20 protein-coding genes are annotated in these 22910 nt (G+C 68.0%); 7 read left to right on the top strand and 13 right to left on the bottom strand.

Going from position 1 to position 22910, the window contains the following annotated elements; translation table 11 throughout:
- The first annotated feature begins 9 nt into the window (after positions 1–9).
- Both LAQ74_RS09005 and LAQ74_RS09010 read left to right on the top strand, forming a co-directional pair.
- Complete coding sequence (locus LAQ74_RS09005; RefSeq protein ID WP_224332219.1) at positions 10–210, top strand: DUF7550 family protein; 201 nt, start codon at positions 10–12, stop codon at positions 208–210.
- 271 nt (positions 211–481) lie between these two features.
- Positions 482–1123, top strand: coding sequence for a dolichyl-phosphate hexose transferase (locus LAQ74_RS09010; RefSeq protein WP_224337206.1), 642 nt, complete (start codon positions 482–484; stop codon positions 1121–1123).
- Between the two features lie 22 nt (positions 1124–1145).
- Here LAQ74_RS09010 and LAQ74_RS09015 read toward each other — a convergent pair whose 3' ends face one another.
- The 8 genes from LAQ74_RS09015 to purL form a co-directional block, all read right to left on the bottom strand.
- On the bottom strand, positions 1146–2807 hold the full coding sequence (locus tag LAQ74_RS09015; RefSeq protein ID WP_224332220.1) for a GMC family oxidoreductase: 1662 nt from the start codon (positions 2805–2807) through the stop codon (positions 1146–1148).
- Positions 2804–3331 (bottom strand): gluconate 2-dehydrogenase subunit 3 family protein, encoded by a 528-nt coding sequence (locus LAQ74_RS09020; RefSeq protein ID WP_224332221.1) that lies wholly within the window; start codon positions 3329–3331, stop codon positions 2804–2806. The genes LAQ74_RS09015 and LAQ74_RS09020 overlap by 4 nt, the downstream gene beginning before the upstream one ends.
- A gap of 178 nt (positions 3332–3509) precedes the next feature.
- On the bottom strand, positions 3510–5642 hold the full coding sequence (locus LAQ74_RS09025) for a DUF7846 domain-containing protein (RefSeq protein ID WP_224332222.1): 2133 nt from the start codon (positions 5640–5642) through the stop codon (positions 3510–3512).
- Positions 5643–5668: 26 nt separating this feature from the next.
- Entirely contained in the window at positions 5669–6784 is a 1116-nt protein-coding gene (locus tag LAQ74_RS09030) for an ABC transporter ATP-binding protein (RefSeq protein ID WP_224332223.1), read from the bottom strand.
- An 84-nt stretch (positions 6785–6868) separates the two neighbouring features.
- Positions 6869–8545 (bottom strand): ABC transporter permease, encoded by a 1677-nt coding sequence (locus tag LAQ74_RS09035; RefSeq protein WP_224332224.1) that lies wholly within the window; start codon positions 8543–8545, stop codon positions 6869–6871.
- Between the two features lie 84 nt (positions 8546–8629).
- Entirely contained in the window at positions 8630–9799 is a 1170-nt protein-coding gene (locus LAQ74_RS09040) for an iron ABC transporter substrate-binding protein (protein WP_224332225.1), read from the bottom strand.
- A gap of 48 nt (positions 9800–9847) precedes the next feature.
- Positions 9848–11020, bottom strand: coding sequence for an alpha-1 4-glucan-protein synthase (locus tag LAQ74_RS09045; RefSeq protein WP_224332226.1), 1173 nt, complete (start codon positions 11018–11020; stop codon positions 9848–9850).
- Positions 11021–11170: 150 nt separating this feature from the next.
- On the bottom strand, positions 11171–13282 hold the full coding sequence (purL, locus tag LAQ74_RS09050; RefSeq protein ID WP_224332227.1) for a phosphoribosylformylglycinamidine synthase subunit PurL: 2112 nt from the start codon (positions 13280–13282) through the stop codon (positions 11171–11173).
- Positions 13283–13440: 158 nt separating this feature from the next.
- Between purL and LAQ74_RS09055 the strand changes: the two genes are divergently transcribed.
- The 3 genes from LAQ74_RS09055 to LAQ74_RS09065 are packed head-to-tail and all read left to right on the top strand — an operon-like array spanning position 13441 to position 15508.
- Positions 13441–13644, top strand: coding sequence for a hypothetical protein (locus tag LAQ74_RS09055; protein WP_224332228.1), 204 nt, complete (start codon positions 13441–13443; stop codon positions 13642–13644).
- A gap of 50 nt (positions 13645–13694) precedes the next feature.
- Positions 13695–14378: a PHP domain-containing protein gene (locus LAQ74_RS09060; protein ID WP_224332229.1), complete on the top strand. Its 684-nt coding sequence runs from the start codon at positions 13695–13697 to the stop codon at positions 14376–14378.
- Entirely contained in the window at positions 14378–15508 is a 1131-nt protein-coding gene (locus tag LAQ74_RS09065; protein ID WP_224337208.1) for an asparagine synthase C-terminal domain-containing protein, read from the top strand. The genes LAQ74_RS09060 and LAQ74_RS09065 overlap by 1 nt, the downstream gene beginning before the upstream one ends.
- A gap of 76 nt (positions 15509–15584) precedes the next feature.
- Here the strand turns inward: LAQ74_RS09065 and LAQ74_RS09070 are convergent, their stop codons facing one another.
- From LAQ74_RS09070 to LAQ74_RS09085, 4 genes are all read right to left on the bottom strand, one after another.
- Positions 15585–16250, bottom strand: coding sequence for a DUF7344 domain-containing protein (locus LAQ74_RS09070; protein WP_224332230.1), 666 nt, complete (start codon positions 16248–16250; stop codon positions 15585–15587).
- Positions 16251–16332: 82 nt separating this feature from the next.
- Positions 16333–18681 (bottom strand): bacterio-opsin activator domain-containing protein, encoded by a 2349-nt coding sequence (locus tag LAQ74_RS09075; RefSeq protein ID WP_224332231.1) that lies wholly within the window; start codon positions 18679–18681, stop codon positions 16333–16335.
- Between the two features lie 278 nt (positions 18682–18959).
- On the bottom strand, positions 18960–19430 hold the full coding sequence (locus tag LAQ74_RS09080; RefSeq protein WP_224332232.1) for an NUDIX hydrolase: 471 nt from the start codon (positions 19428–19430) through the stop codon (positions 18960–18962).
- Positions 19431–19567: 137 nt separating this feature from the next.
- Positions 19568–20548 (bottom strand): transcription initiation factor IIB, encoded by a 981-nt coding sequence (locus LAQ74_RS09085; protein WP_224332233.1) that lies wholly within the window; start codon positions 20546–20548, stop codon positions 19568–19570.
- A gap of 291 nt (positions 20549–20839) precedes the next feature.
- On the opposite strand from LAQ74_RS09085, the gene gatC reads away from it, so the two are divergent.
- Both gatC and gatA read left to right on the top strand, forming a co-directional pair.
- A complete protein-coding gene (gene gatC / locus LAQ74_RS09090; protein ID WP_224332234.1) occupies positions 20840–21118 on the top strand; it encodes an Asp-tRNA(Asn)/Glu-tRNA(Gln) amidotransferase subunit GatC in 279 nt (92 codons plus the stop codon).
- Positions 21119–22453: an Asp-tRNA(Asn)/Glu-tRNA(Gln) amidotransferase subunit GatA gene (gatA, locus tag LAQ74_RS09095; RefSeq protein ID WP_224332235.1), complete on the top strand. Its 1335-nt coding sequence runs from the start codon at positions 21119–21121 to the stop codon at positions 22451–22453. It abuts the gene before it with no gap.
- 46 nt (positions 22454–22499) lie between these two features.
- On the opposite strand, the gene LAQ74_RS09100 is transcribed toward gatA, so the two are convergent.
- Entirely contained in the window at positions 22500–22868 is a 369-nt protein-coding gene (locus LAQ74_RS09100; protein WP_224332236.1) for a TM2 domain-containing protein, read from the bottom strand.
- Positions 22869–22910 lie beyond the last annotated feature (42 nt).

The raw sequence follows: 22910 nt of genomic DNA on the forward strand, positions 1-22910 counted from the left end.
GGGTCGGCCATGACCGACCAGAGCAAGCCGAGCGAGCGACGCGACGTCGACGAGGGGCAGGAACCACACCAGGAGGCCGAGGACACGATGGCGGGCGAGCGAACGACCGCCCCGCAGAGCGCCTACACCACGGGCCAGGTCGGAACCGGCTTCGTCGTCCTCCTCGTCGGTCTCGCCGTCGTCTTCGGCGTCCCGCTGCTTCTGGCCTGACCACGGCTATCGAGGCTGTCGAGACGGCGCCCGCCGGAGTTTTTGGCAAGCCTAAAAAACCATGGGTCCGTTCGTTCGGACGATGAGTGACGCGAGCGAACGGACGGACAGCGAGCGAGCGGATGACCGAGAACGCGACGCCGGCGAGAACGATCGCCTCGGAGAGAGCGACGGAATCGACGTGATCGAGGGAGTCGGCGACGTCGAGCCCGGAGAACGCGACGCCACCGACCGGCAACGCCCCTACACCTTCGACGACGTGAGCGTCGTGATGGGGACGTACAACGAGGAGGCGGCCATCGAGTCGGTGCTCTCGGACATCGACGAGGTGACCGACGGCCGCGCCGAGGTCGTCTGCGTCGACGGGTCGTCGGACCGGACACCCGAGATTGCTCGCGAACGCGGCGCGCGGGTCATCTGTCAGCAGCCGCAGGGGTACGGCGTCGCCGTCGAGGCGGCGCTGACGGCGGCCTCGCGGCCGGTCATCGTCACGACCGACTGCGACGGCACCTACCCGATGGAACAGCTCCCCCAGTTCCTCGACGCCATCAACGACGGCTACGACGTCGTGAGCGGCGACCGACTCTACCACGGCGCGGAGGCGATGCCCGCGTTCAACCGCTTCGGCAACGCCGCGTTCGCGCTGCTGGCGAGCGCGCTGATGGGCGAACGCGTCCACGACACGACGACGGGGATGCGCGCGTACCGCCGGGAGGTCGTCGACGACATCGAGTGGACCGAGAACACGGGGCTGTCGGCCGAACTGCTCATTCGCCCGCTGATGCGCGGCTACGCCGTGAAAGAACTGCCAATCGAGTACGACGAGCGACTCGGCGAGACGAAACTCGACCCGCTCGGCGGCGGGGCCGCTATCGCGAACTCCATCGTGCGCGTCTGTCTGGAAGAGCGGTAGCGACAGCGATAGCGGTAAACGCTCAGAGCCGCGAATCGAGGTCGTCGGCGACGCGCAGCGCGAGCGCGGCGATGGTGAGCGTCGGGTTCATCGCGCCGCTCGTGACGAACGCGCTGGAGGACGGAATCCAGAGGTTCGAGAGGTCGTGGGTCCGGAGTTGGGGGTCGACGACGCTCGACTCGGGGTCGGTCCCCATCCGGGTCGTCCCCATGTGGTGGTACGCCGGGCCGGTGTTGTCCGGACCGACCGTCCACTCGATGTCGACGCCCAGCGACTCCAGAATCGTCCGTTGAATCTCGTTGGCGCGGGCGAGCGTCCGCTTCGTTCGGTCGTCGATACGCCAGTAAATCGCCGGGACGGGGTTCCCGTGGTCGTCGGTCGTCTCGGGGTCCAGCGTGATTCGGTTCTCCGCGCGCGGCAGTTGCCCGACGAGCGCCCCCATCGCGACGTGGTTGCCGTAGCCCTCGCGGAGCTGCGGCAACAGGTCGTCGCCCCACGTCTCCGCCGAGAGCGCCGTCTCGACCGGCGAGGGGCCGGCGTAGTTGAGAAACTCCAGTTTGAGCGGGCCGAGGTCGTCGTCGCTCGGCGGAACCGACGACTCGGTCCCCTCCGCGCCCGCGCCGGGGTCGTCGTAGAACTGGTGGCTCTCGGAGGTGATGAAGCCGACGTGGTTCTGTCGCGTCCGCCGCTCGAGCGTCCCGCCCATCCCCGCGAACAGGTGCTCCATGAAGTGACGGCCGACGAGTCCCGAGGAGTTGGCGAGGCCGTCGGGGTACTGCTCCGACTCGGAGAGCAGCAGCAGCCGCGGATTTTCGACGCCGCCGCAGGCGAGCGCGAACGCCCGCGCCTCCTGTCGGTGTTCCTCGCCGTCGGACGTCGCGTAGACGGCCGCCTCGACGCGCTCGCCCGCGCTGTCGTGTTCGAGTCGCTGGACCGGCACCCGGTCGAGGACGCGCGCGCCGGCTTCCTCGGCTTTCTCGACGTGGCTCTCGGCGGTGTACTTCGCGCCGGAGGGACAGACCGGTTTGCACGTCCCGTAGCCGACGCAGGCCGAGCGGTCGTCGTACGGTTCGGAGTTGCGCGCGTTCGGCACCGCGTGGGTCGTCACACCGACGCGCTCGCAGGCCTCCGCGAACAGCGAGTCGCTGTGGGACGGCTCGAAGGCGGGGAGCGGGTGCGGCTCCTCCCGTGGCGGCGCGAACGGGTTGTCCGACGCGCCGGCGACGCCGAGTGCGGACTCGGCCTCGGCGTAGTACGGCCGGAGGTCGCCGTAGGCGATCGGCCAGTCGTCGGCGACGCCGTCGCGACTCCGGCGCTCGAAGTCCGACTCGTGGAGACGCATCACCATCCCCTGCCAGTGGAGCGTCGAGCCGCCGACCCCCTTCACCCGGGCGACGTTCAGCGGGTAGAACAGCTCTCCGGGCGTCGTGAACTCGTCTCTCGGGCCGCTCATCTCCCACACCTCGTCGTCGCCGTGAATCGGTCGAATCGCCCGCTCCATCCGTTCGAGGCGGTCGGCCGGGTCGAACCGCGGCCCGGCTTCGAGGACGACCACGTCGTGGCCGCGGTCGGCGAGGCGGTGGGCGACGAGTCCCCCCGCGGGTCCCGCGCCGACGACGCAGACGTCGACCCGGTCGCTCGGCGTCCGGTCCTGCTCACTTTCTTCTGTTTCGTCCGCGCTCACCGCTCCGGCCCCCGTCTGTAGCTCTCCGTGCCGCCACCGTGTCCCTGCGGGTTGTCGATGCCGACGAGTTCGCCGCCGGTCGGCGAGGTGTAGAGCGCGTACTGCAGTTCGTTGACGATGTAGTATCGAACTCGCTCGGCGTCGGTGCCGTCGGGGTCGGGGTCGGCCGTCTGCGTGCCCAGTTGCCTGAGCAGTTGGTCGCGCTCCTCGCGCGCCAGTTCGGGAACCGGCGCGTCGAACCAGTCGACGGCGTACGCCTCGACGAGCGCCGCCGTCTCGGCGACACCGCGCTCGTACTCGGGGCGCTCCGAGGCGCGGCCGACGACGTACGTCTCGACGAACTCGCCGACGTTCTCGACCGCCGAGGGGTAGACCGCCTCCGCGAGGGCGGTGAGCGTCTCGCCCGTCGGACGCTCCGACGACTCGCCGTTCTCGTCGAGGCGGTCCCACGTGAGCGCACCCGCGCTCCCGGCGACGACGGTTCCCGTCAGCGCCGCCAGCGCGTCCCGTCTCGTCAGCTCCATCAGCCCCGATTTAGGTGGACCTAAACAAAGAGGTTGTGTTTTCGGTGACGACGGGAGCCGAATCGGGGGAGCCACATGGAGATATCTACAGAGCTTTCTGGAAAGATTTCTGTATAGCCACCTTTGGAAATATCCGAAGAGGACGGGCCGCAGACAGTCGTGTCCCGACTCGCTCGCGCTACCCCACCGCCGTCGCGTTCGTCGCCACGGAGACGCCGTCGAGGTAGTCGCCGTCGGGGCCGACCCACGTCCCCTCGCGGCCGCACTCGGTCTGGAGGCGACAGACTCGCGTCTCCGGCGGCCACAACGCCCGAATCTCGCCGCCTTCGCGATCGACCGTGAGTTCCTGTCGGTACGTAACCGACTCGCCCGCGGGACCACCGAAGGTGACGACGAGGTCGACTTCGCTCGCGTTCGACGGGAGCGGCACCGAGGGACCGTCGGTGTCGCCACCTGCGCGCTCCAGATTCGTCACCCGCGCGCCGTCGGGCGTCACCGTCCACTCGACCGGGACGTCGTCGGCCCCGTCGCCGGCGTCGAACGCTGCGACCGCGTAACGGGCGTACCCGCGTTCGGTCTCGACGCGGACGCTGACGCTCGTGCTTCCAGCGGGCACCCCGACGGTCGTCTCGGCGTCGACGCGGTCGCCGCGGAGCAGTTCGAGGCGCTGCAGTTCGGGGTCGACCGGTTCGACCGCACCGGTCCACGCGCCGCGGTAGGTGAACCGGTAGGGCGTCCGATTCCCGACGGCGTCGAGCGTTTCGAAATCCCTGTCGGGCCCCTCGTCGAGCGCGTACACCGCGTCGCCGTCGAAGCCGGGGTCGTTCCGGAGAGACTGGAACGGGTGGTTCTGCCAGTCGCCGTAGGGGTCTGGGACGAAGACGAGCGCGCGGTCGAACTCGACTCGCTCGAACGGTTCGTACGTCGTCGCGAGGGTGTCGGTCCGGAGGCGGTTCTCCTCGTAGGGGTCGGCGACGACCGACGCCTCCGCGGCGACGACGACGGGCGCGGAGACGAGGAGCAGTCCGACGACGGCGAGACGTGCGACGCGCCGGTTCCGGCGTTCGGCGAGCGCGCCGTACACCGCGTCGGCGACGCCGACGACCCCTGCGGCGGCGAAGACGCCGAACGGGACGAGCAGGTCGAAGTGGTAGTACGGGCCGAGCAACTCGAAGAGGCCGTTCGCCAGCCCGTTGTGGGTCCCCCAGAAGTACGCGTTGCCGACGGCGACTGAGACGCCGACGCCGAGCAGTAGCGCTCGAACGCCGTGGCTCGAACGGTCGGCCGGGCCCGGCGCGGCCGGAGCGCCCGCGCGCCGCCAACGCACGGCGGTGACGCCGACGCCGACGGCCGCGAGAAGCGTTCCGACGCTTCCGGCGGCGACCCAGCCGGTGAACAGCATCGTCAGGGCTTCGACGGTGACCGTCGCCGCCAGTTCCGGGGTGTAGTCGACGACGTAGCCGAGAATCTCGCGCTCGCCGAAGCCGAGACCGTCGCGAGGGGCGAACACCTCGTAGGGGAACAGCAGCGGGTCGCCGGTCGTGACGGCGTTGTAGCCGAGCGTCAGCGCGACGAACGCGAGCCCGGGAACGGCGACGGCGGCGGTCCGCACCAGCGTCCCGCGGAGGCGGTCGGTGCCGAACGCGCGGAGCAGCACGGCCAGCGAGTGGACGATAAACGGCGCGGCGAACAGCACCGCCGTGAACTGCCGGGCGAAGAACGCCGCGCCGACGGCGACGCCCGCGACGAGCGCCCAGCGACTGCTCTCCTCTCTCACCGCGCGAACGTAGGCGACGGCGAAACAGAGGTTGAGAAACGTCGTCGGCGCGTAGGCGAGGTACACCGAGGACGTGAAGAGAAACAGCGGCGACGCGAGGACGAACGCGCCGGCGAGGAGGCCGACCCGTTCGTCGAACGCCATCCGCCCGAGGACGGCGACGAGCGCGACGCTCCCGGCGGCGACGACGACGAGCGCCGCGGCGTATCCGCCGGTGAGCGCCCGCGAGAGCGCGAAGACGGCGGGCACCGCCGGCGAGTACTTGCCGTACATCCGGAGCGTCTCGCCGCCGTCGTCGACGACGAAGAACCACGGTCTGACGACTTCCGCGAGCGCGCCCGGCCGGAGGAACAGGTGGCCCTCCAACAGCATCGCCGCCTGCGTGAGGTAGACCGCCTCGTCGTCGTTGACCGAGTAGTACGCGAACAGGTCGGTGACGAGCCAACCGACGACGACGGCCGCGAGAAGCGAGAGCCCGAGGACGCCGACGGCGAAGCCGCGACGCCGGAGAGAGGACTCGTCGGAATCGGACATCGAGAAGCGCCGACTCGGCCACGACATCAGCGGTCGACGACGGTGTCGGCTCCCTCGGGGAACCACGAGAGGTCGTGCGACGCCACCAGCGAGAGGGAGACGCGCTCGCCCCGGTCGAGGTGGACGTCGTGGTTGTGCATGCAGCTAACCGTCTCGCCGGAATCGAGTTCGATTTCGTACAGCGCCGTCGGACCGAGGTAGCGCCGGGAGGCGACGACGCCGTGGCCGTCGGAGTCGGGCGTCGCTTCGAGGTCATCCGGGCGGACGAGGAGCTCTATCGCCGAACCCTCGTACTCCGGCGCGAGGCCGTGAATCCGCTCGCGCGAGACGTCGCCGATGGCCGTCGAGACGGCGTCGCGGCCGACGGTGCCCGCGAGGAAGCTCGCGTGACCGAGGAAGCCGGCGACGAAGCGCGACTCCGGATGCTGAAACACCTGTTCGGGGCGGCCGATCTGTTCGATTCGGCCGGCGTTGACGACGGCGACGCGGTCGGAGATCGACATCGCCTCCTCCTGGTCGTGCGTGACCGAGACGGCGGTGACGCCCGCCTCCTTGAGGATGCGGCGGACCTCCTCGCGCATCCGGACGCGGAGGTCGACGTCGAGATTCGAGAACGGCTCGTCGAGCAGCAGCACGTCGGGCTCGGGCGCGAGCGACCGCGCGAGGGCGACGCGCTGCTGCTGCCCGCCGGAGAGCTCGTCGGGGTAGGAGTCGCGCTGGGCGTCGAGGTCGACGAGCGCCAGCAGTTCGTCGACCCGCGCCTCGCGGTCGCTCTCGTCCCACTCCTTCAGTCCGAAGGCGACGTTCTCGGCCGCCGTGAGGTGCGGGAACAGCGCGAACTCCTGGAAGACGACGCCGACGTCGCGCTCCTCGGGCGAACGGAACGAACCGTTCCCGGAGACGACGTCGCCGTCGATGCGTATCTCGCCCGTGTCGGGGCGCTCCAGCCCGGCGACGAGCCTGAGCGTCGTCGTCTTCCCGCAGCCCGAGGGGCCGAGCAGCGTGAGTATCTCGCCGTCTTCGACGGTCAACGAGAGCTCCTTGATGACCGTCTCCTCGCCGAAGCGTTTGGAGACGCCGTCGAGTTCCAGCACCGATTCTGTCGAGCGCGTCGTCCTGTCGGCCATCGTGTTATCGCTCATCGTGAATCACTATCGTCGGACGGTCGTCGTTCGAACCGTCGATGTTCGAGTCGTTTCTGCGGTGTTCGTTGTTCTCGACGTATGTCATTTGACATCGTACCCCTCCTGCGAGACGATGACGAGCATCGAGAGCCCCGAGACGGCGAGGAGGATGAGCGCCGGAATCGCGGCACGACCGAAGTAGCCCTGACTGTACGCCGACCAGACGCGCGTGACGAGCGTGTCGAACCCCGTCGGCGCGAGAAACAGCGTCGCCGGCAGTTCCTTCATCGTCGTGAGGAAGACGAGCGCCATCCCGCCGAACAGCCCCGGCGCGACGAGCGGCAGCGTGACGCTCCGGAACGCCCCGCTCGGGGTGCGCCCGAGCGTCCGCGCCGCCTCCGGTAACTTGGGATCGACGCGGAGGAACGACGCCCGCAGCGACCCGACCGCCTGCGGGAGAAAGCGGACGACGTAGGCGAACACCAGCAGGTAGAGCGTCTGGTAGATGGGTCGCGCGTACTCGGTGCCGAGGTAGACGAGCGCCAGTCCGATGACGACGCCGGGGACCGCGTAGCCGACGTACGTCGCCCGCTCGGTGAGCGTCGCGACGTTTCCTTTGTGGTGGGCGGCGAGGTAAGCGACGGGGAACGCGAAGACGGCGGCGACGAGAGCCGTCGCGGCCGCGACGCCGACGGAGTTGAGGACGTACGAGATATCGAACGCCAGCGTCTCGCTGCCGACCTCGCTCGCACCCCGGACGAACCACGTGCCGAGAATCACGAGCGGGACGACGAGCGCCAACACGGAGACGCCGGTACAGAGGCCGAGCGCGGGAAGTTTCCACCGGCCGAGGCGGACCCGGTCGGTCGCTCTCCCGCCGCCGTACACCTGTTCGTCGCCGCGGATACGCGCCTCGGCGGCTAGAATCAGAAGCGTCACCGCGACCAGCTGCAGCGACAGCAGCGCGGCGAAGTCGCGGCCGAAGGAGTTGAACTCCACGAAGATGACGCGAGTGAAGGCGTCGAAGCGCATGATTGCGGGCGTCCCAAAATCGGAAAGGGTGTACAGCGCCACGAGCAGCGACCCGGCCGCCACCGCGGGGCGAATCTGCGGGACGGTCACGCGGCGGAACGCCTCCCAACGCGAGTGTCGGAGCGTCCGCGCTGCCTCGACGAGCGTGGTGTCCATCGACTTCAGGGCCGCTCGCGTCGTGATGTAGACGTAGGGGTAGGTGTACAGCGTGAGCACGAGCGTCGCTCCGGCGAAGCCGTACAGTCGGGGCAGCGACTCGACGCCGAGCGGCGCGAGCAACCGCTGGAGCGCCCCTCGCGGCCCGAACGCCGTGACGAACGCGAACGCGCCGATGTAGCTCGGGATGACGAGCGGCAGGGAGACGACGACGGTCCAGAAGCGCCGGAACGGCAGATCGGTCCGGACGGTCAGGTACGCCAGCGGAACGCCGACGAGAATCGACGCCGCGGTGACGGCGACGACGAGGGCGGCGCTGTTGGCGAACACTTCGAGCGTCTGCAGGCGAAGCGAGAGCGCCGCCGCCTCCGCGAGGCCGACGTCGAAGGCGAGGCGGACGAGCCAGACTAGCGGGAGCAGTACGAGCACCGCGACCGTCGCCGAGGCGAGCGAGAGGCCGAGCGGCGGGGTCGACCCCCCGAACGACGGCGTCGAGCCACCGAACAGCGAGGTCGACGCGTCGAGCCGCGAACTCGACTCGTCAACGTCGCTCGCGGTGTCGTCTGCTCCGGTAGCGTGTTCGGCGTCCATCTGTGAGTTCGATCTGTGGGTGCGACCAGTCGGCGAGCCGGGATTTCGGAATCCAGACCCCGGAACCGGCTGAAACGCCCGACCTCAGAGCACGCCGACGTCGCGCATCAGTTCGACGGTGCCTTCGAGGTCGGACAGCTGTGTCAGGTCTAACCCCTCCGGCGGGTTCAACTCGTCGATACGCGGCAGGTCGCCGACGGGGTCGACGCCGGAGACGAGCGGGTACTCGAACGTCTCGCGGGCGAAGTAGTCCTGCGCCTCCGCCGACAGCAGGTGGCGGACGAAGTTCGACGCCAACTGCTCGTCCTCGGCGGTGTCGAGGGTGCACGCCCCGGCGACGTTGAAGATGCTCCCGGCGTCGCCGTTCGTGAACGCCGTCGAGAGCGGTGCGTCGTCGCGCCCCGCGAGGACGCGCTGGATGTAGTAGTGGTTCGCGAAGCCGACCGAGATCTCCCCGTCGGCGATGGCCTGACAGACGAGGAACTCGTCGCTGTACTCCTGGACGCCGAGGTCCTGCATCCCCTGTAACCACTCGCGGGCGCGCTCGTCGCTCTCCAGCACGCGCATCGCGGTGATGAACGCCTGAAACGACCCGTAGGTGGGCGCCCAGCCGACCTGGTCGGCGAACCGCTCTGTGTCGGGGAACGCGTAGATGTCGTTCGGGATGTCGGATTCGGACCACTGGTCCGTGTTGTACGGGATCGTCCGGGCGCGACCGGAGGTGCCGGTCCAGTGGCCGTCGGGGGCGCGGAACTCCTCACGGACGAGTTCGAGCACGTCCTCGGGGAGCGCGACCGTCAGCCCCTCCTCTGCGAGCGTGCCGAGCGAGCCGGCGTTGACCGAGTAGAACACGTCCGCGGGGCTCCCGTCTCCCTCGGTGATGATCTGGTTGACGAGCTCCGACGAGCCCGCGTATCGGACTTCCGGTTGGAAGTCGTCGTAGAGATCGTCGATGAAGCCGACGAGCTCGCCGACGAGCGCCTCGCCGCGACCGGAGTAGATGGTGAGTTCACCCGAGAGGTCCGGCATCTCCGACATCGAGGTGCCGCCGTCGATGGAACGGTCGCCGAACGGCGAGCGGCCCGACCCGATCTGACCGATGCTCTGCGAGCCGTTTCCGCTCGCGTTACCCTCTCCGCCGTTGCTTCCGCCCCCGAGGAGTCCGTTACACCCCGCGAGGCCTGCGATACCTGCCGTCGTGCCTGCTGCGAGGAGACGACGACGGCTGAGCCGTCTGGAGTCGTTTCGCGTCATGTGCTTTAGGCACACCTAAAATCTTATAGAACTACCGATTCGATCGGTTCAATCGTCGCTCGGTATCGGCTGCTGGGCGGGCTCCGACGCGCCGGACGCGTCGAGCGCTCGCAGGCAGTCGAGCCACTCGCGCATCCGTTCGCCGACGAAGGTGAAGAACGCGCCGTTGTTGTACTCGCTCCAGTCTCCCTCGGCGAGTTCGTCTGCGATAGCCTCGAAGACGTCCGCGTACGTCTCGCAGTCGCCGCCGACGCCGTCGACGACTTCCCAGAGGTGTTCGTTCAGTTCGAGTCCCGGTACCTCGTTGTTGAGGTCGTCGAACGTCGGTCGCGGGGCCTTGTTGTGCTCGCAGAGCGGGCGCCCGTTGACGACGTCTTTGTCGAGCACGTCGGCGGCGCGCTTGAGGAAGACGCCCGACCAGATGTCGTCGAAACGGCCGACCTCCCACTCGTTGTCGTCCATCGGCAGCTGGTAGAACGCCGGCACGACCTCGCGGCGGAACGCGAGGTTCATCGAGCAGACCGTCAGATACTGGCCGCGGTCGGCGACGAAATCCTCGCCGAAGTCCTCGGCGGCGGTCCGGGTCTGCGCCTGTCCCTGGAGGTCGCCGTCCATCAGGATGCGCACCGCGTCGAGGTCCGGGACGTTCGTCCACAGTCCCTGCGAGGCGACCACGTCGTCGACGTAGCGGGTGTCGGTCTCGACCGTCTCGTCCATCGCCGCGTAGGGGTAGCCGCGGGGGTAGAGGCCGTGGTCGTCGAAGCTCTGGTAGAGGACGTTCACCCACCGCTCGTCCGAACGGACGCACTCCATCTCGCCCTCGTAGCCGAGGTTCTCGAAGTGGCGACCGAAGAAGTCCTCGTCGGGGTGCGGGAGCGTGTCGTCGTCGATGAAGAGGCCGAACTCGAACTCGTTGGCCCACAGGTAGAGGAGGCCGAACGAAGTCTGCGCGTGGCTGGCGGCCGGAATCAGGTGCGCGTACTGTGAGAGGCCGCGCGCCTCGAACCACTCCTGACGTCGACTCCCGTCGAACACCTCGCCGGAGACGCCCTCCTCGTCGAGCATCGCGCGCATCGCCGCCGTATCACAGAAGTCCTCGGTGACGAGGACGACGTGTAATCGGTCGAGGTCGAACCCGTGGTCGCGGGCGTTCTCGAAGTACGCCCGCATACACTCGTACTCTCGTATCGTCGGGACGATGACGCAGGTGTCGGTACGCATAGTCGTTGCTCCTCCGGTTTTTAGGCCGTCCTAAAAAGACTGTCGGTTTTTAGGGTCGCCTAAATTTTGGCGGTCCGACAGTTGCGAGTAGCGCCATTGGAACGACGAACGCGCCGCCGGTGACGGCCGTCCAGGTGCGATCCGACCGCCTCAGTCCAACTCGCGGGCGAGCACGTCGCGCAGTTCGCGAATCTCCTCGGCGTCGTAGACGAGTTCCTCGTCGCCCACCGAGAGCGAGAGCGTCCCGTCGGTCGTCGCTGCGCCGAGTTCGAAGACGGGCGCAGCGCCGTCGAACGTCTCGCGGACCGCCTCGGGGTCGGTCGTCTCGACGACGGCGCGGCCGGGCGTCTCGTCGAACAGCTTGATCGCGTCGTCGACGGCGACGTCGACACCGGCGCTCTCGGTGACCATCTCCGCCAGCGAGACGGCGAGGCCGCCGTGACTCACGTCGTGGACGGCGAGCGTCGTCTCGTCGTCGGCGACGCTCGCGAGCTGTGTGACTACCTCGCCGGGGTTCTTCGGCAGTTCGGGGAACTGGTCGGAGCCGCCGGCGTGCGCGAGGAACTCCGACCCGCCGAGCGCGCCGCCTCCCGTCCCGACCAGCAGTATCGTTCCCTCGCCCGAAAACGCCGCGGGCGGGGCGTCGTAACCGTCCTTCGTGCCGACGACGGCGAGCGTCGGCGTCGGCGGAATCGGTCCCGTCACCGAGTCGTTGTACAACGAGACGTTGCCGCCGACGACGGGCGTCGAGAGCTCGCGGCACATGTCGGCGAGGCCGTCGACGATGGCCTCGAAGCCGCCGTACACCTCGGGTTTCTCGGGGTTGCCGCCGTTGAGACAGTCGACCGCTGCGAGCGGTGTCGCTCCTTTCGCGGCGAGGTTCGTCGCATTTTCGAGCGCGACGGCCCGCGCGCCGTCGTAGGGGGCGGCGCTCGTCCACTTGGGGTTCGCGCCCGAGGAGAACGCCAAGCCTTTCTCGGCCTCTCTGATGGCCATCACCGCCGCGTCGTCGCCGGGTTTGACTGCCGTTCGAAGCCCGACCTCGTGGTCGTACTGGCGGTACACCCAGCGTTTGCTCGCCGTCGTCGGACAGCCGACGACCGCCTCGAAGGTGGTAGAGAGGTCGACGACTCGCGGCAGGTCGCGCTCGGGCTGTTCGGGGTCGACCGAGTCGAGGTCGTTCATCGGCGCACCGTCGGCGAGATACTCGGCGGGAACGTCGACGGCGACTTCCCCATCGAACGTGCAGACGTAGTTGCCTTCGGCGACCTCGCCGATGACAGAACAGCCGAGGTCGTACGTCTCGGCGATTCTCTCGACCGCCTCGACGTCCTCGGGGCGCACCTCGTAGCACATCCGTTCTTGAGACTCGGCGAGGAGAATCTCCATCGCGTTCATCTTCGGTTCGCGCTGGTGGACCGCGTCGAGGTCGATGCGCGCGCCGAACCCGCCCTTGGCGACGAGTTCGGAGGACGCGCCGCCGAGGCCCGCCGCGCCGAGGTCGCGCGCCGACTGGACGAGGCCGGCGTCGACCAGGTCCTCGTTGGCTTCGATGAGCAGTTTCTCCGTGTAGGGGTCGCCGACCTGCACGGCGGGTCGGTCCTCGGTCTCGGCGTCTTCGGCGAGGTCCTCGCTGGCGAACGACGCGCCGCCGAGACCGTCGCGGCCGGTACCGTTGCCGACGAGGACCAGTTTGTTCCCCGCCTGCTGGGCTTCGGCGGTGACGAGACGGTCGGCGGGGAGGAGGCCGACACAGGCGACGTTGACGAGCGGGTTCCCCTCGTAGTCGGGATGGAAGTCGACGCTGCCCGTGACAGTGGGAACGCCGATGGCGTTGCCGTAGTCGGCGATGCCCTCGACGACGCCCTCGAACAGGTAGCGGGAGTGTTCGTCGGAAAACTCGCCGAAGTACAGCGAGTCGGCGAGCGCGATGGGGTACGCGCCCATCGAGAGCGTGTCGCGGACGATGCCGCCGACGCCCGTCGCCGCGCCGTCGTAGGGGTCGACGTAGGAGGGGTGGTTGTGACTCTCGATGCCGAGGGTGACGTAGATGTCGTCGGAGACGGCGACGACGGCGGCGTCGTCACCGGGGCCGATTCTCACATCCGGGCTTTCACTATCGAACGCCGAAAGCAACGGTCGAGAGGAACGGTACGCACAGTGTTCGCTCCAGAGGTTCTCGAACAGCGCCGCCTCGGCCCTCGTGGGTTCGCGGCCGAGTTCGGCGACGACGAGTTCGTGGTCGGCGTCGGAGAGACTCATTCACTTCCCTGTTTAGAAAGCGTCGATAAATCCCTTTTCATATGCACGTTCGTGTGTATCTTCCGGGCGATGTCGCGGAGAGATACGACGGGTGAACTCTCACGTCGAGCGTGAGATTCCGGTAGTTCTATCATTGCACGTGGTCACATCGGCGACTAATGGACGAATCACGCCTTTGGGGAGGAATCGGCATCCTCATCGCGCTTGGCGGTATCGGAGTGATGGCAACGGACGGGGAGTTCGTCGACCATCTCATGAGCGGGTCCGTCGGCGAACCGCTCGTGCTGTACGGTATCGGAGTTATCCTGGCGGGCCTCTTCACCATGCTCATCATCGGACCGAGCATGCTCCGCAGCAGGTGAGGCCGGGTCGGACCGGCGAACTTTTTTAGACACCCTTCCAAAGGCTGTCCGTGCTATCGGTCGAACTGCACGCGCACTCCGCGCTGTCGTACGACGGCCGCGACCCCGTAGAGTTACTGCTCGAACAAGCCGCGGCCGTCGGCCTCGACGCGTTAGCGGTCACCGACCACGACGAGTTGGACGCTAGCGTCGAGGCGGCCGAACGCGCCGACGACTACGGCCTCGTCGGCATCGTCGGGATGGAGATAACGAGTTCCGCGGGTCACGTACTGGCCTTCGACATCGACGAGCAGATTCCCGCCGGCCTCTCCTACGACGAGACGCTCGACCGAATCCGAGACCAGGACGGTCTCGCCGTCGTCCCCCATCCGTTCCAGAAGTCCCGCCACGGCGTCGCCCCGCACATCAGCCGCGAGCAACTAGCGAGCGCCGACGCCGTCGAGGTGTACAACTCCCGACTGCTGACCGGCCTCGCCAACCGGAAAGCCGAGACGTTCGCGCTCGCCAACGACCTCCCGATGACCGCCGGCAGCGACGCCCACATCAGCGAGATGATCGGACAGGCGGTGACGGAGGTCGGGACGAACGAGCGCCGCGCCGACGCCATCCTCGACGCCATCGCCGAGGGCCGGACCGGCGTCGTCGGCACCCGCACGCCCTGGCACATCAGTTTCCGCCAGGCCGCCGGCGGCGCGAAGCGGCGGATGAAACACGCGGTGGCCGACTTCCTGTGATTCGCGGCGCGTCTCCCGACCGCGTCGCCGCCGCGCTCGATAGCGGTGACCCCCTACCGGGGACCGCCGGGTTCGCCGGGCGTCTCGACATCGAATCGTCTACTCTGTCCCGCGACGGCTCGTTTCTCGTCCGCGACGTACTCGGCCGACAGCCCCTCTTCTTCTCGCCGGCCGAGCCGACCGCGTGGAGCTTCGACCCGACCGAACTCGACGACCCGCGCCGACTGCCGGCGGGTCACGTCCGGCAGCTACGGTCCGAAGACGGGGAGGATACGGAGAGCCAGCAGGTGTGGAGCCTCCCCGAACCGCCGGCTTTCGACGACGAAGCGGCGCTCGACGCGGTTCGGGACGCGGTGCTGGGTCGCGTCCGCGCCGTCGACGCCGACGACACCGCCGTCGCCTTCTCCGGCGGCGTCGACTCCGCGCTCGTCGCCGCCGGAATCCCCGACGCGCCCTGCTACGTCGCCGGATTCGAGGGGTCGCACGATATCGAGGCCGCCCGCGACGCCGCCGAGGCGATGGGCCGCGACCTGCACGTGGTCGAGTTCACCCACGACGACCTGAAGCGGGCGGTCCCCGAAATCGTCCGCGCGACTGGCCGGACGAACGCGATGGACGTCCAGATCGCGCTTCCGCTGTACCTCGTGGCCGAACGGGTTGCTGCCGACGGCTACGACCGACTGGCCGTCGGACAGGGCGCGGACGAACTGTTCGGCGGCTACGCGAAGGTGGCGAACGCGCCCGACGACCACCGCGTCGACGCCGAGACGGTCCGCGGTGCGACGCGCGAAGTCGTCGCAACGCTGCCCGACCAACTGGAGCGCGACGTGCTGACGCTCCGCGCGGCGGGCGTCGAACCCGCCGCGCCGTTGTTACACGACGACGTCGTCGCCGCCGCGCTCGGCCTCCCCGGACACCTCCTGACCGACGGCGACGAGCGAAAGATTTCGCTTCGGCGCGCGGCGGCGGGCGTCCTCCCCGACGATGTGGCCGCCGCCGACAAGAAGGCCGTTCAGTACGGCAGTCTGGCGGCGCGCGAACTCGACCGACTGGCTCGCCGCGCGGGGTTCAAGCGGCGGATGGACGACCACGTCGGACAGTACGTCCGCTCGTTGGTCGAGAATCGATAGTCGAGGGGTCGAACGTTCTCGGACGACCAACCGAGCGTTCTCGGACGACCAACCGAGCGTTCTCGAACGGCGCGCGCTACGAGGGCGCGGGCGAGAACGACGCGTCGAGAAGCGGGGAGTCGGAGCGACACGACACCGTTGCGCGCGCCGCGTCGTAGTCGACGACGCCCGCGTCGGCGAGTTTCGGGAGCAGATTGTGGCGGAGTCGAATCGCGTGCGCCTCTCGCTGCCCGCCGATCCGAGCGGCGAGGCGCTCGGCGACCGTCGAGACGTCGAGCTCTACCTCGGCGGCGTCGACGAACACCGCGAGCGTCGCTCGCGCCGCGTCGGTAGAGAACAGACGAAGTTCGGCGTCGGTCGTTCGACCGTCGAGCGCCTCGACGAGCATCCAGCGGTCGGTCGCGCTCCCTTCGTCGATTCGGCGGCCGGGACTGACCGTTCGCCGACCGGGGTCGTACTCGACGAAGCCGACGTCAGAGAGCTTCGGAAGGTGGACGTGGTGTAGCGCTATCGCGAGCGAGTCCGCGTCGGCAGTCGCCGCTCGAGCCGACTCGGCCGACGCCGGTGGAAAGCCGTCCTCGACGGCGAGCAGAAGCGTCACGAGCGTCGACATCGGGATGTCGGCGCGGCGCTCGGAGAGTACCGCGACGACTCGGCGGCGGCAGGGGTCCGCGAGTGCGGCCAGCGCCCTCGATAGTTCGCCCGCATCGCCGTGTTCGTGGCTGGACGGCTGGTTGCTCATCGGTTGCCCGTCAGTTATCAGTCGGACCGTATGAACGTGGGGCCTAAGCAGTTAGTGTTACTTCCTCGAACCGACCGCGGCGTCACCGTTCGAGGAGCGCCTCGAACAGTTTCCGTTGAGCGTGGCGGAGGTGCTGGTGAAACGTCGGCGACGAGACGCCGAGCGCCTCCGCCACGTCGTTGCCGGAACTCTCGCGGGGCCACTCGAAGAAGCCCGAGTAGTACGCCGCTTCGAGCGCCGCGCGCTGTCTGTCGGTGAGCGTCGTCCAGAGCGTCTTCGAGAGCGACGGTTCGCCGACGCCGCGTCGTTTGCTGTGCCGCTGAGCGATGAGTTCCAGTTCCGGATACGACGCCTGAACCGCGTCGACGACGGCGCGAACGTCGGCGCTGTGCGGCAGTTCGACCGTCAACTGGTACTCGCCGTCCTGTATTCGGCCCTCGCGGATGCGGCCGCCGTGTTCGGCGGCGATCGACGACACCGGTGGCTGCGAGAGCCCGAGTTCGAACCGAACCTCGTCGAACTCCGTGGCGAAGAGGTTCACGGCCTCGAAGTGCGGAATCTGGTCGACGAGGGCGTGAAGCGTGTCGACGGAGTTCGAACTCGCGCGGCCGTACTCCAGGAACTGGTCGTCACCCAGCGGGACCGTGCGCTCGAACCGGATATCCACGTCGTCCGCCGGTTCGATATCCAGCGCCGCGAACAGGTTGTTGATGTGGAACTTGACTTCGACGATGTCGTCGCTCATGAGCGCCTCCTTGCGCTCTATCGCGGCGATGGCGTGCGCGATTATCTCGCCGAGTCGACCGACGAGGCGCCGTTCGCGCTCGCCGAAGGCGGCGAATCGGTCGGTGTAGACGTTCAACACGCCGTACAGCGACCCCTCGTACGCGATGGGAATCGCCGCCGACGCCTCGACGCCGAACTCGCGAGCGCGGTCGTTCCACGGCCGGTACGTCGGGTCGTTGGCGGTGTCTCGGACGACGGCGACCTCCTGAGTTCGAATCGCCCGAGCGGTCGGCCCCGCCCCGGTGTCGCTGTCGTCGACGGTGATGGTCACGTCGTCGAGATACCCCGCCGCGCCGCTCTCGGTCCGGGGGACGACCTCCTCGGTTTCGGCGTCGACCGCCCCGACCCACGCGAACGAGTAGGAACTCGACTCGGCGAGTCGGTTGCAGACGCGTCGCTCTATCTCGTCGCGGGTCGACGACTCGACGACGGCGTGTGCGATCTCGTTGACGACCTCGTTGAGGTCGTTCAGCGTCGACAGTTGCGAGCGCTGGCGTTCGAGACGGCGTTCGCGGCGCTTGCGCTCGGTCACGTTGCGGCAGACGCCGAGTCGCCCGTCGCCGTCCGCCAGTTGGAACGACTCGATCTTGGTCTCCGCGACGATAGTCCGACCGTCCGCCGTCCGGAGCTCCGTCTCCACGGTCGTCCGCTCGCGCTCGTTCGTGCGGACGTTCTCGATGCGAGAGAGCGTCCGTTCGCTGATGTCGTCGTAGACGAGCGTCACCGGCGACCCGAGCAGTCGCTCCCGCGAGTAGCCCACCATCTCGGCGTACGCGTCGTTGACGAAGACGAATCGGTCGTCGCCGTCGACGGCGTAGACACCGTCGGACACCGTCTCGACTATCGACTCGTACTGTCGGAGTTCGTGCTCGCGGCGCTTGCGCTCGGTGACGTCCCGGAAGTACAGCGAGAGCCCGGTATCTGACGGGTAGACGGTCCCCTCGACCCAGACGTCCGCCGGAGCGTAGTACTCCTCGAACGTCGTCGACGACCGGGTGACGAGCGCCTCGTGAATCGCCGTCTCCGACGACTCCTCGACGTCGAGCACGTCCCAGACGTGCGACCCGAGCAGTTCGTCCCGACCGACGTCGAGATACCGGAGCGTGTACTCGTTGGCGTAGGTGAACCGCAGTTCCGTGTCGAGCGCCAACACGCCGCCGGAGAGTCGCTCGAACATCTCGTCGAGTTCGACTGCGAGTCCGTCCCGCTCGCGGCGGAGTCGAGTCTCGTTCGCGTCCGGCGCCGCGTCGGGGCGAAGAACGCCCGCGATGTTGAGACTGCCGTCGGCAGTCTCGAACCGGGAGAGGTGGAAGGTACAGCGACAGGGCCCGTCGCTCGTCGGCACGGCGACGGACGCCGTCACCGTTGAGAACTCGGGGTCGGTAACCGCCTCCTCGACGCTCGATTCGACGCGTCGGCCGTCGTCGTCGGATACGACGGAAGCCAACGAGTCGCCGACCAGCGTCGAGTGCTCCCGTTCGACGAGTCGACAGAGTTCGTCGTTCGCGTCGAGAACCCGACCGTCGCCGTCGAGACGGCAGACCGCGTCGCCCGACGCGCGGAGCACCGCACGACCGAAGGCGTCGTCCGACTCGGATTCCCGCCGGAGGGCAAAGGACCCGGCGTCCTCCCGGTTTCGGTTCATAGTACGATGGAGAACGGGTGCGGACGGAAAAGTTCGTGGGTTCCAGCGGAGGGTAGCAGTCTCGGTAGTCGACTGTTCGTCGAGGGAGAACGGTACCGTCGCAGAGGATGAGACGAGTGGCGAACAGGCGGCGAGAGTCGCTCGAACGGGTGGACGCCGCGCAACCGCCTCGACACCCGCTCGGTGAGATGTCAGCGCACGCGGCGGAGTGGTTCCGTTCTCGTACGTAAACTCTCCGACCGGTCAGCGACGGTCGAGACGACTCCGCTCGTCGGTCTTCAGCCCTGCCTCGCCGCACACTCGATGGCTTCCAGTCCGAGTTCGACCACGTCTGGGTCGAGACCGCTCGTCCGGAGGTTCTCGGGGTCGTACCACTCCCACGCGTCGGCCCCGGGTTCACCGTTCCCGGGGTCGATGGCACGTCGCTCGACGGTCGCGTAGTAGATGTGGTCGATGTGTTGGTGGCCGACCTCGTCGCCGTGGATAGTGATATCTGCGAGCAGCAGGTGTCGCGGCCGCGGAATCGTCCGCGCCGTCTCGGAGGCGATGTCGCGCTGGTCGGTGAGCAGCGTCGGCGCGAGTCCCGTCTCCTCGCGGGCCTCCCTGAGCGCCGCTTCGTGGGGGAGTTCGTCTCTATCGACGTGACCGCCGGGCGGCAGTCTGAGGTTCAGGCGCTTGTGTTCGTGCAGCGCCGTCGCGCCGTCGTTGACGATGTACACCGTCGCCGTGAAGTGCCGCGTCGTCTCCATGCCGGGCGGTCGGAGCGACCGGCTTTAACCGTCGTGACTTTCGGGCGCGAGATGGCAGTCGCTCGAAGCGTGGGTACGAAAGCGAAACGCGGTCCGAAACGAGGCGTCGAGTCGCGGTGCGTCCACGTGGAATCCGACTACGGCAGGTGAACCTGCTCTTCGGCTTCGAGCAGTTCGTGGTAGCGGTTGCGGATGGTGACCTCGCTGATGTTGGCGACGTCCGACACCTCGCTCTGGGTCACCTTCTCGTTGGTGAGAAGCGACGCCGCGTAGACGGCGGCGGCGGCGAGTCCGACCGGCGACTTGCCCGAGTGGACGCCCTGTTCCTTGGCGTTCTTCAGCAGTTTCCGTGCGCGGCGTTCTGCCTCGTCGGAGAGGTCGAGCGCCGAGGCGAACCGCGGGACGTAGCTCTCGGGGTCTGCGGGCTGGATTTCGAGTTTCAACTCGCGGACGACGTAGCGGTACGTCCGCGCGATTTCGTCCTTTTCGACGCGGGAGACGCTCGCGATCTCGTCGAGGCTCCGCGGCGTCCCCGCCTGCCGGGCGGCGGCGTAGAGGCTGGCCGTCGAGACACCCTCGATGGAGCGGCCGGGCAACAGGTCCTCGCCGAGCGCGCGGCGGTAGATGACCGAGGCGGTCTCGCGGACGTTCTCGGGGAGCCCGAGCGCCGACGCCATGCGGTCGATCTCGCCGAGCGCCTGCTTCAGGTTGCGCTCCTTCGAGTCGCGGGTGCGGAACCGCTCGTTCCAGGTGCGCAGTCGCTGCATCTTCTCGCGCTGGCGTGAGGACAGCGAGTTGCCGTAGGCGTCTTTGTTCTGCCAGCCGATGTTCGTCGACAGTCCCTTGTCGTGCATCATGTTCGTCGTCGGCGCGCCGACGCGGGACTTCTGGTCCTTCTCCTTGGAGTCGAACGCGCGCCACTCGGGACCGCGGTCGATGCCGTCCTCCTCGACGACGAGACCGCAGTCTCGACAGACCGTCTCGCCGTGTTCGGTGTCGCTGGCTAACTGCCCGCCGCACTCCGGGCAGCGCAGCGTCTCGTCGGCCTCTTCTTCACTCTCTTCTTCGTCTCTCTGTCGGGTGCGCTCGCCCGTGTACCGTCGGACACTATCTGTCATTGTTGGGGGGTGTGGGGTGGTGGAGAGACGCCTCTCTCGTAGACTGTTCTCCATCCCAATATTCGGAAGCGGTTTACTTAACTCTGGTGGCTGAATTCGGCGTCGAGACGCCTCGAAAACTGCGTTCGGGCGTCGGGGTGGGACCGCCGTCCATCCCCCAAACGGGTTCGCCCCGGTCGTGGGGTTTCGTGATGGCCGGGGATATTTGCCGCTTTCGGTGTGCGTCGTCCCCTCGTCGGCGTGTCAGGGCGCATCGAAACCCTTACTCTCGGCGCCCGACACCGAGGAGACATGAGCTATACGTCCGTCGACGCCGACGAAGTGCGGCACGTCGCGACACTTGCGCGAGTCGACCTCGACGACGAGGAGGTCGAGGAGTTCGCCGCGCAGTTCGCCGACATCCTCACCTACTTCGACGCGCTCGACGAGGTGCCCGAAGTCGACGCGGAGACGGAACTGGTGAACGTGATGCGCCCCGACGAGGTCCGCGAGAGCCTCACGCAGGAGGAGGCGCTCGCGAACGCCGCAGAGACCGAAGACGGCTTCTTCAAGGGACCGAAGGTGTCGTAGATGGCCGCCGACCTCAACATCTTCGTCACCGAGGAGACCGTCGAGTCCGACGCCGACGGCCCGCTGAGCGGCAAGACCGTCGCCGTCAAGGACAATATCAGCACCGAGGGCCTCCGGACGACCTGCGGCTCCGCGATGCTCGACGACTACGTCCCGCCGTACGACGCGACGGTTGTCGAACGCCTCAAAGAGGCGGGTGCGACCATCGTCGGCAAGGCGAACATGGACGAGTTCGGCATGGGCTCGACCACCGAGACGTCGGCGTTCGGCCCGACGAAGAACCCCGTCGACCCCGAGCGCGCTCCGGGCGGCTCTTCGGGCGGGTCGGCGGCGGCCGTCGCGGCGGGCGAGGCCGACCTCGCGCTCGGTACCGACACCGGCGGGTCGGTCCGCAACCCGGCGGCGTTCTGCGGCGTCGTCGGCATCAAACCCACTTACGGGCTGGTCTCGCGTTACGGCCTCGTCGCCTACGCCAACTCGCTGGAGCAGATCGGCCCGTTCGCGCCCACCGTCGAGGAGGCGGCCGAGCTGCTCGACGTCATCTCCGGGCCGGACGCCAAGGACGCGACGACGCACGACGAGGGCGTGAACTCCGACTATATGAGCGCCGCCGACGGCGACGTCGAGGGGCTCACGGTCGGCGTTCCGACCGAACTGGTCGAGGGCGCGGACGGACGCGTCGTCGAGACGTTCGAGGACGCGCTCTCGGAGTTGGAGGCGCAGGGCGCGGAGACGACCGAGGTGAGCCTCGAATCCGTCGGCCACGCGGTGCAGGCGTACTACGTCATCGCCATGTCCGAGGCCTCGTCGAACCTCGCGCGGTTCGACGGCGTTCGGTACGGAATCTCCGCGAGCGAAGCGGGCGGAGGCTCGGAGGGCGAGCGAAGCGAGTTCTCCGGTGAGTCGAGGGGCTACGAAGGCAACTGGAACGAGTCGTTCGCCCGCGTCCGCGAGGAGGGTTTCGGCGCGGAGGTCAAGCGCCGCGTCCTCCTCGGCACCTACGCGCTCTCGGCCGGCTACCACGACAAGTACTACAAGAAAGCCCAAGACGCCCGTGCGTGGGTGAAACAGGACTTCGACGCCGCCTTCGAGGAGGCGGACGTGCTCGCGTCGCCGACGATGCCGGTGCTCCCGCCGAAACTGGGCGAGAGCCTCGACGACCCGCTGCAGCTGTACCTCACCGACGCGAACACGGTGCCGGTGAACCTCGCGAACCTCCCCGCCATCTCGGTTCCGGCGGGCGAGTCGGAGGGACTGCCGGTGGGGCTGCAACTCATTGGTCCGAAGTTCGGCGAAGAAGAGATCGTTCGAGCGGCCAGCGCCGTCGAGCAGTAGGTAACTGCCGTTTTTGGTCCAAATTTTTCGAGTCAGGCGGTACCACTTAGTGCTCGCGCTCGACGTACTTCGCCTCGAACTCCTCGCGACTCTTCGAGAGGTAGAGCGCACCCTCGACGATGCCGACGAGCCCCGGCAGTCCAGTCCAAAAGAACAGCAAATACAGAATCCCCATCTTCGTCCGGCCGAGGTAGAACTTGTGCGCGCCGAACGACCCCAGTAGGATAGCTAACAGAGCGGCGACGAGTCGCTTGTCGTCGACGGCGGACGGCGGCGGCCGCTGGCGGACGCCGCAGTTCGGACAGAGTTCGGCTTCGGCGGCTATCTGTTCGCCGCAGTTACGACAGTAGACGGTGTCGTTTTCGCTCTCCGCGGTCGCGTCGCCTCCGGTCGGTCCGCCCGTGTCGCTCGCCATGTGGTGAGGTCGGCGAGCGGTGACAAAAGTGTGGGGTGAGCA

The organism is Haloprofundus halobius (assembly GCF_020097835.1).
Lineage (GTDB): Archaea > Halobacteriota > Halobacteria > Halobacteriales > Haloferacaceae > Haloprofundus > Haloprofundus halobius.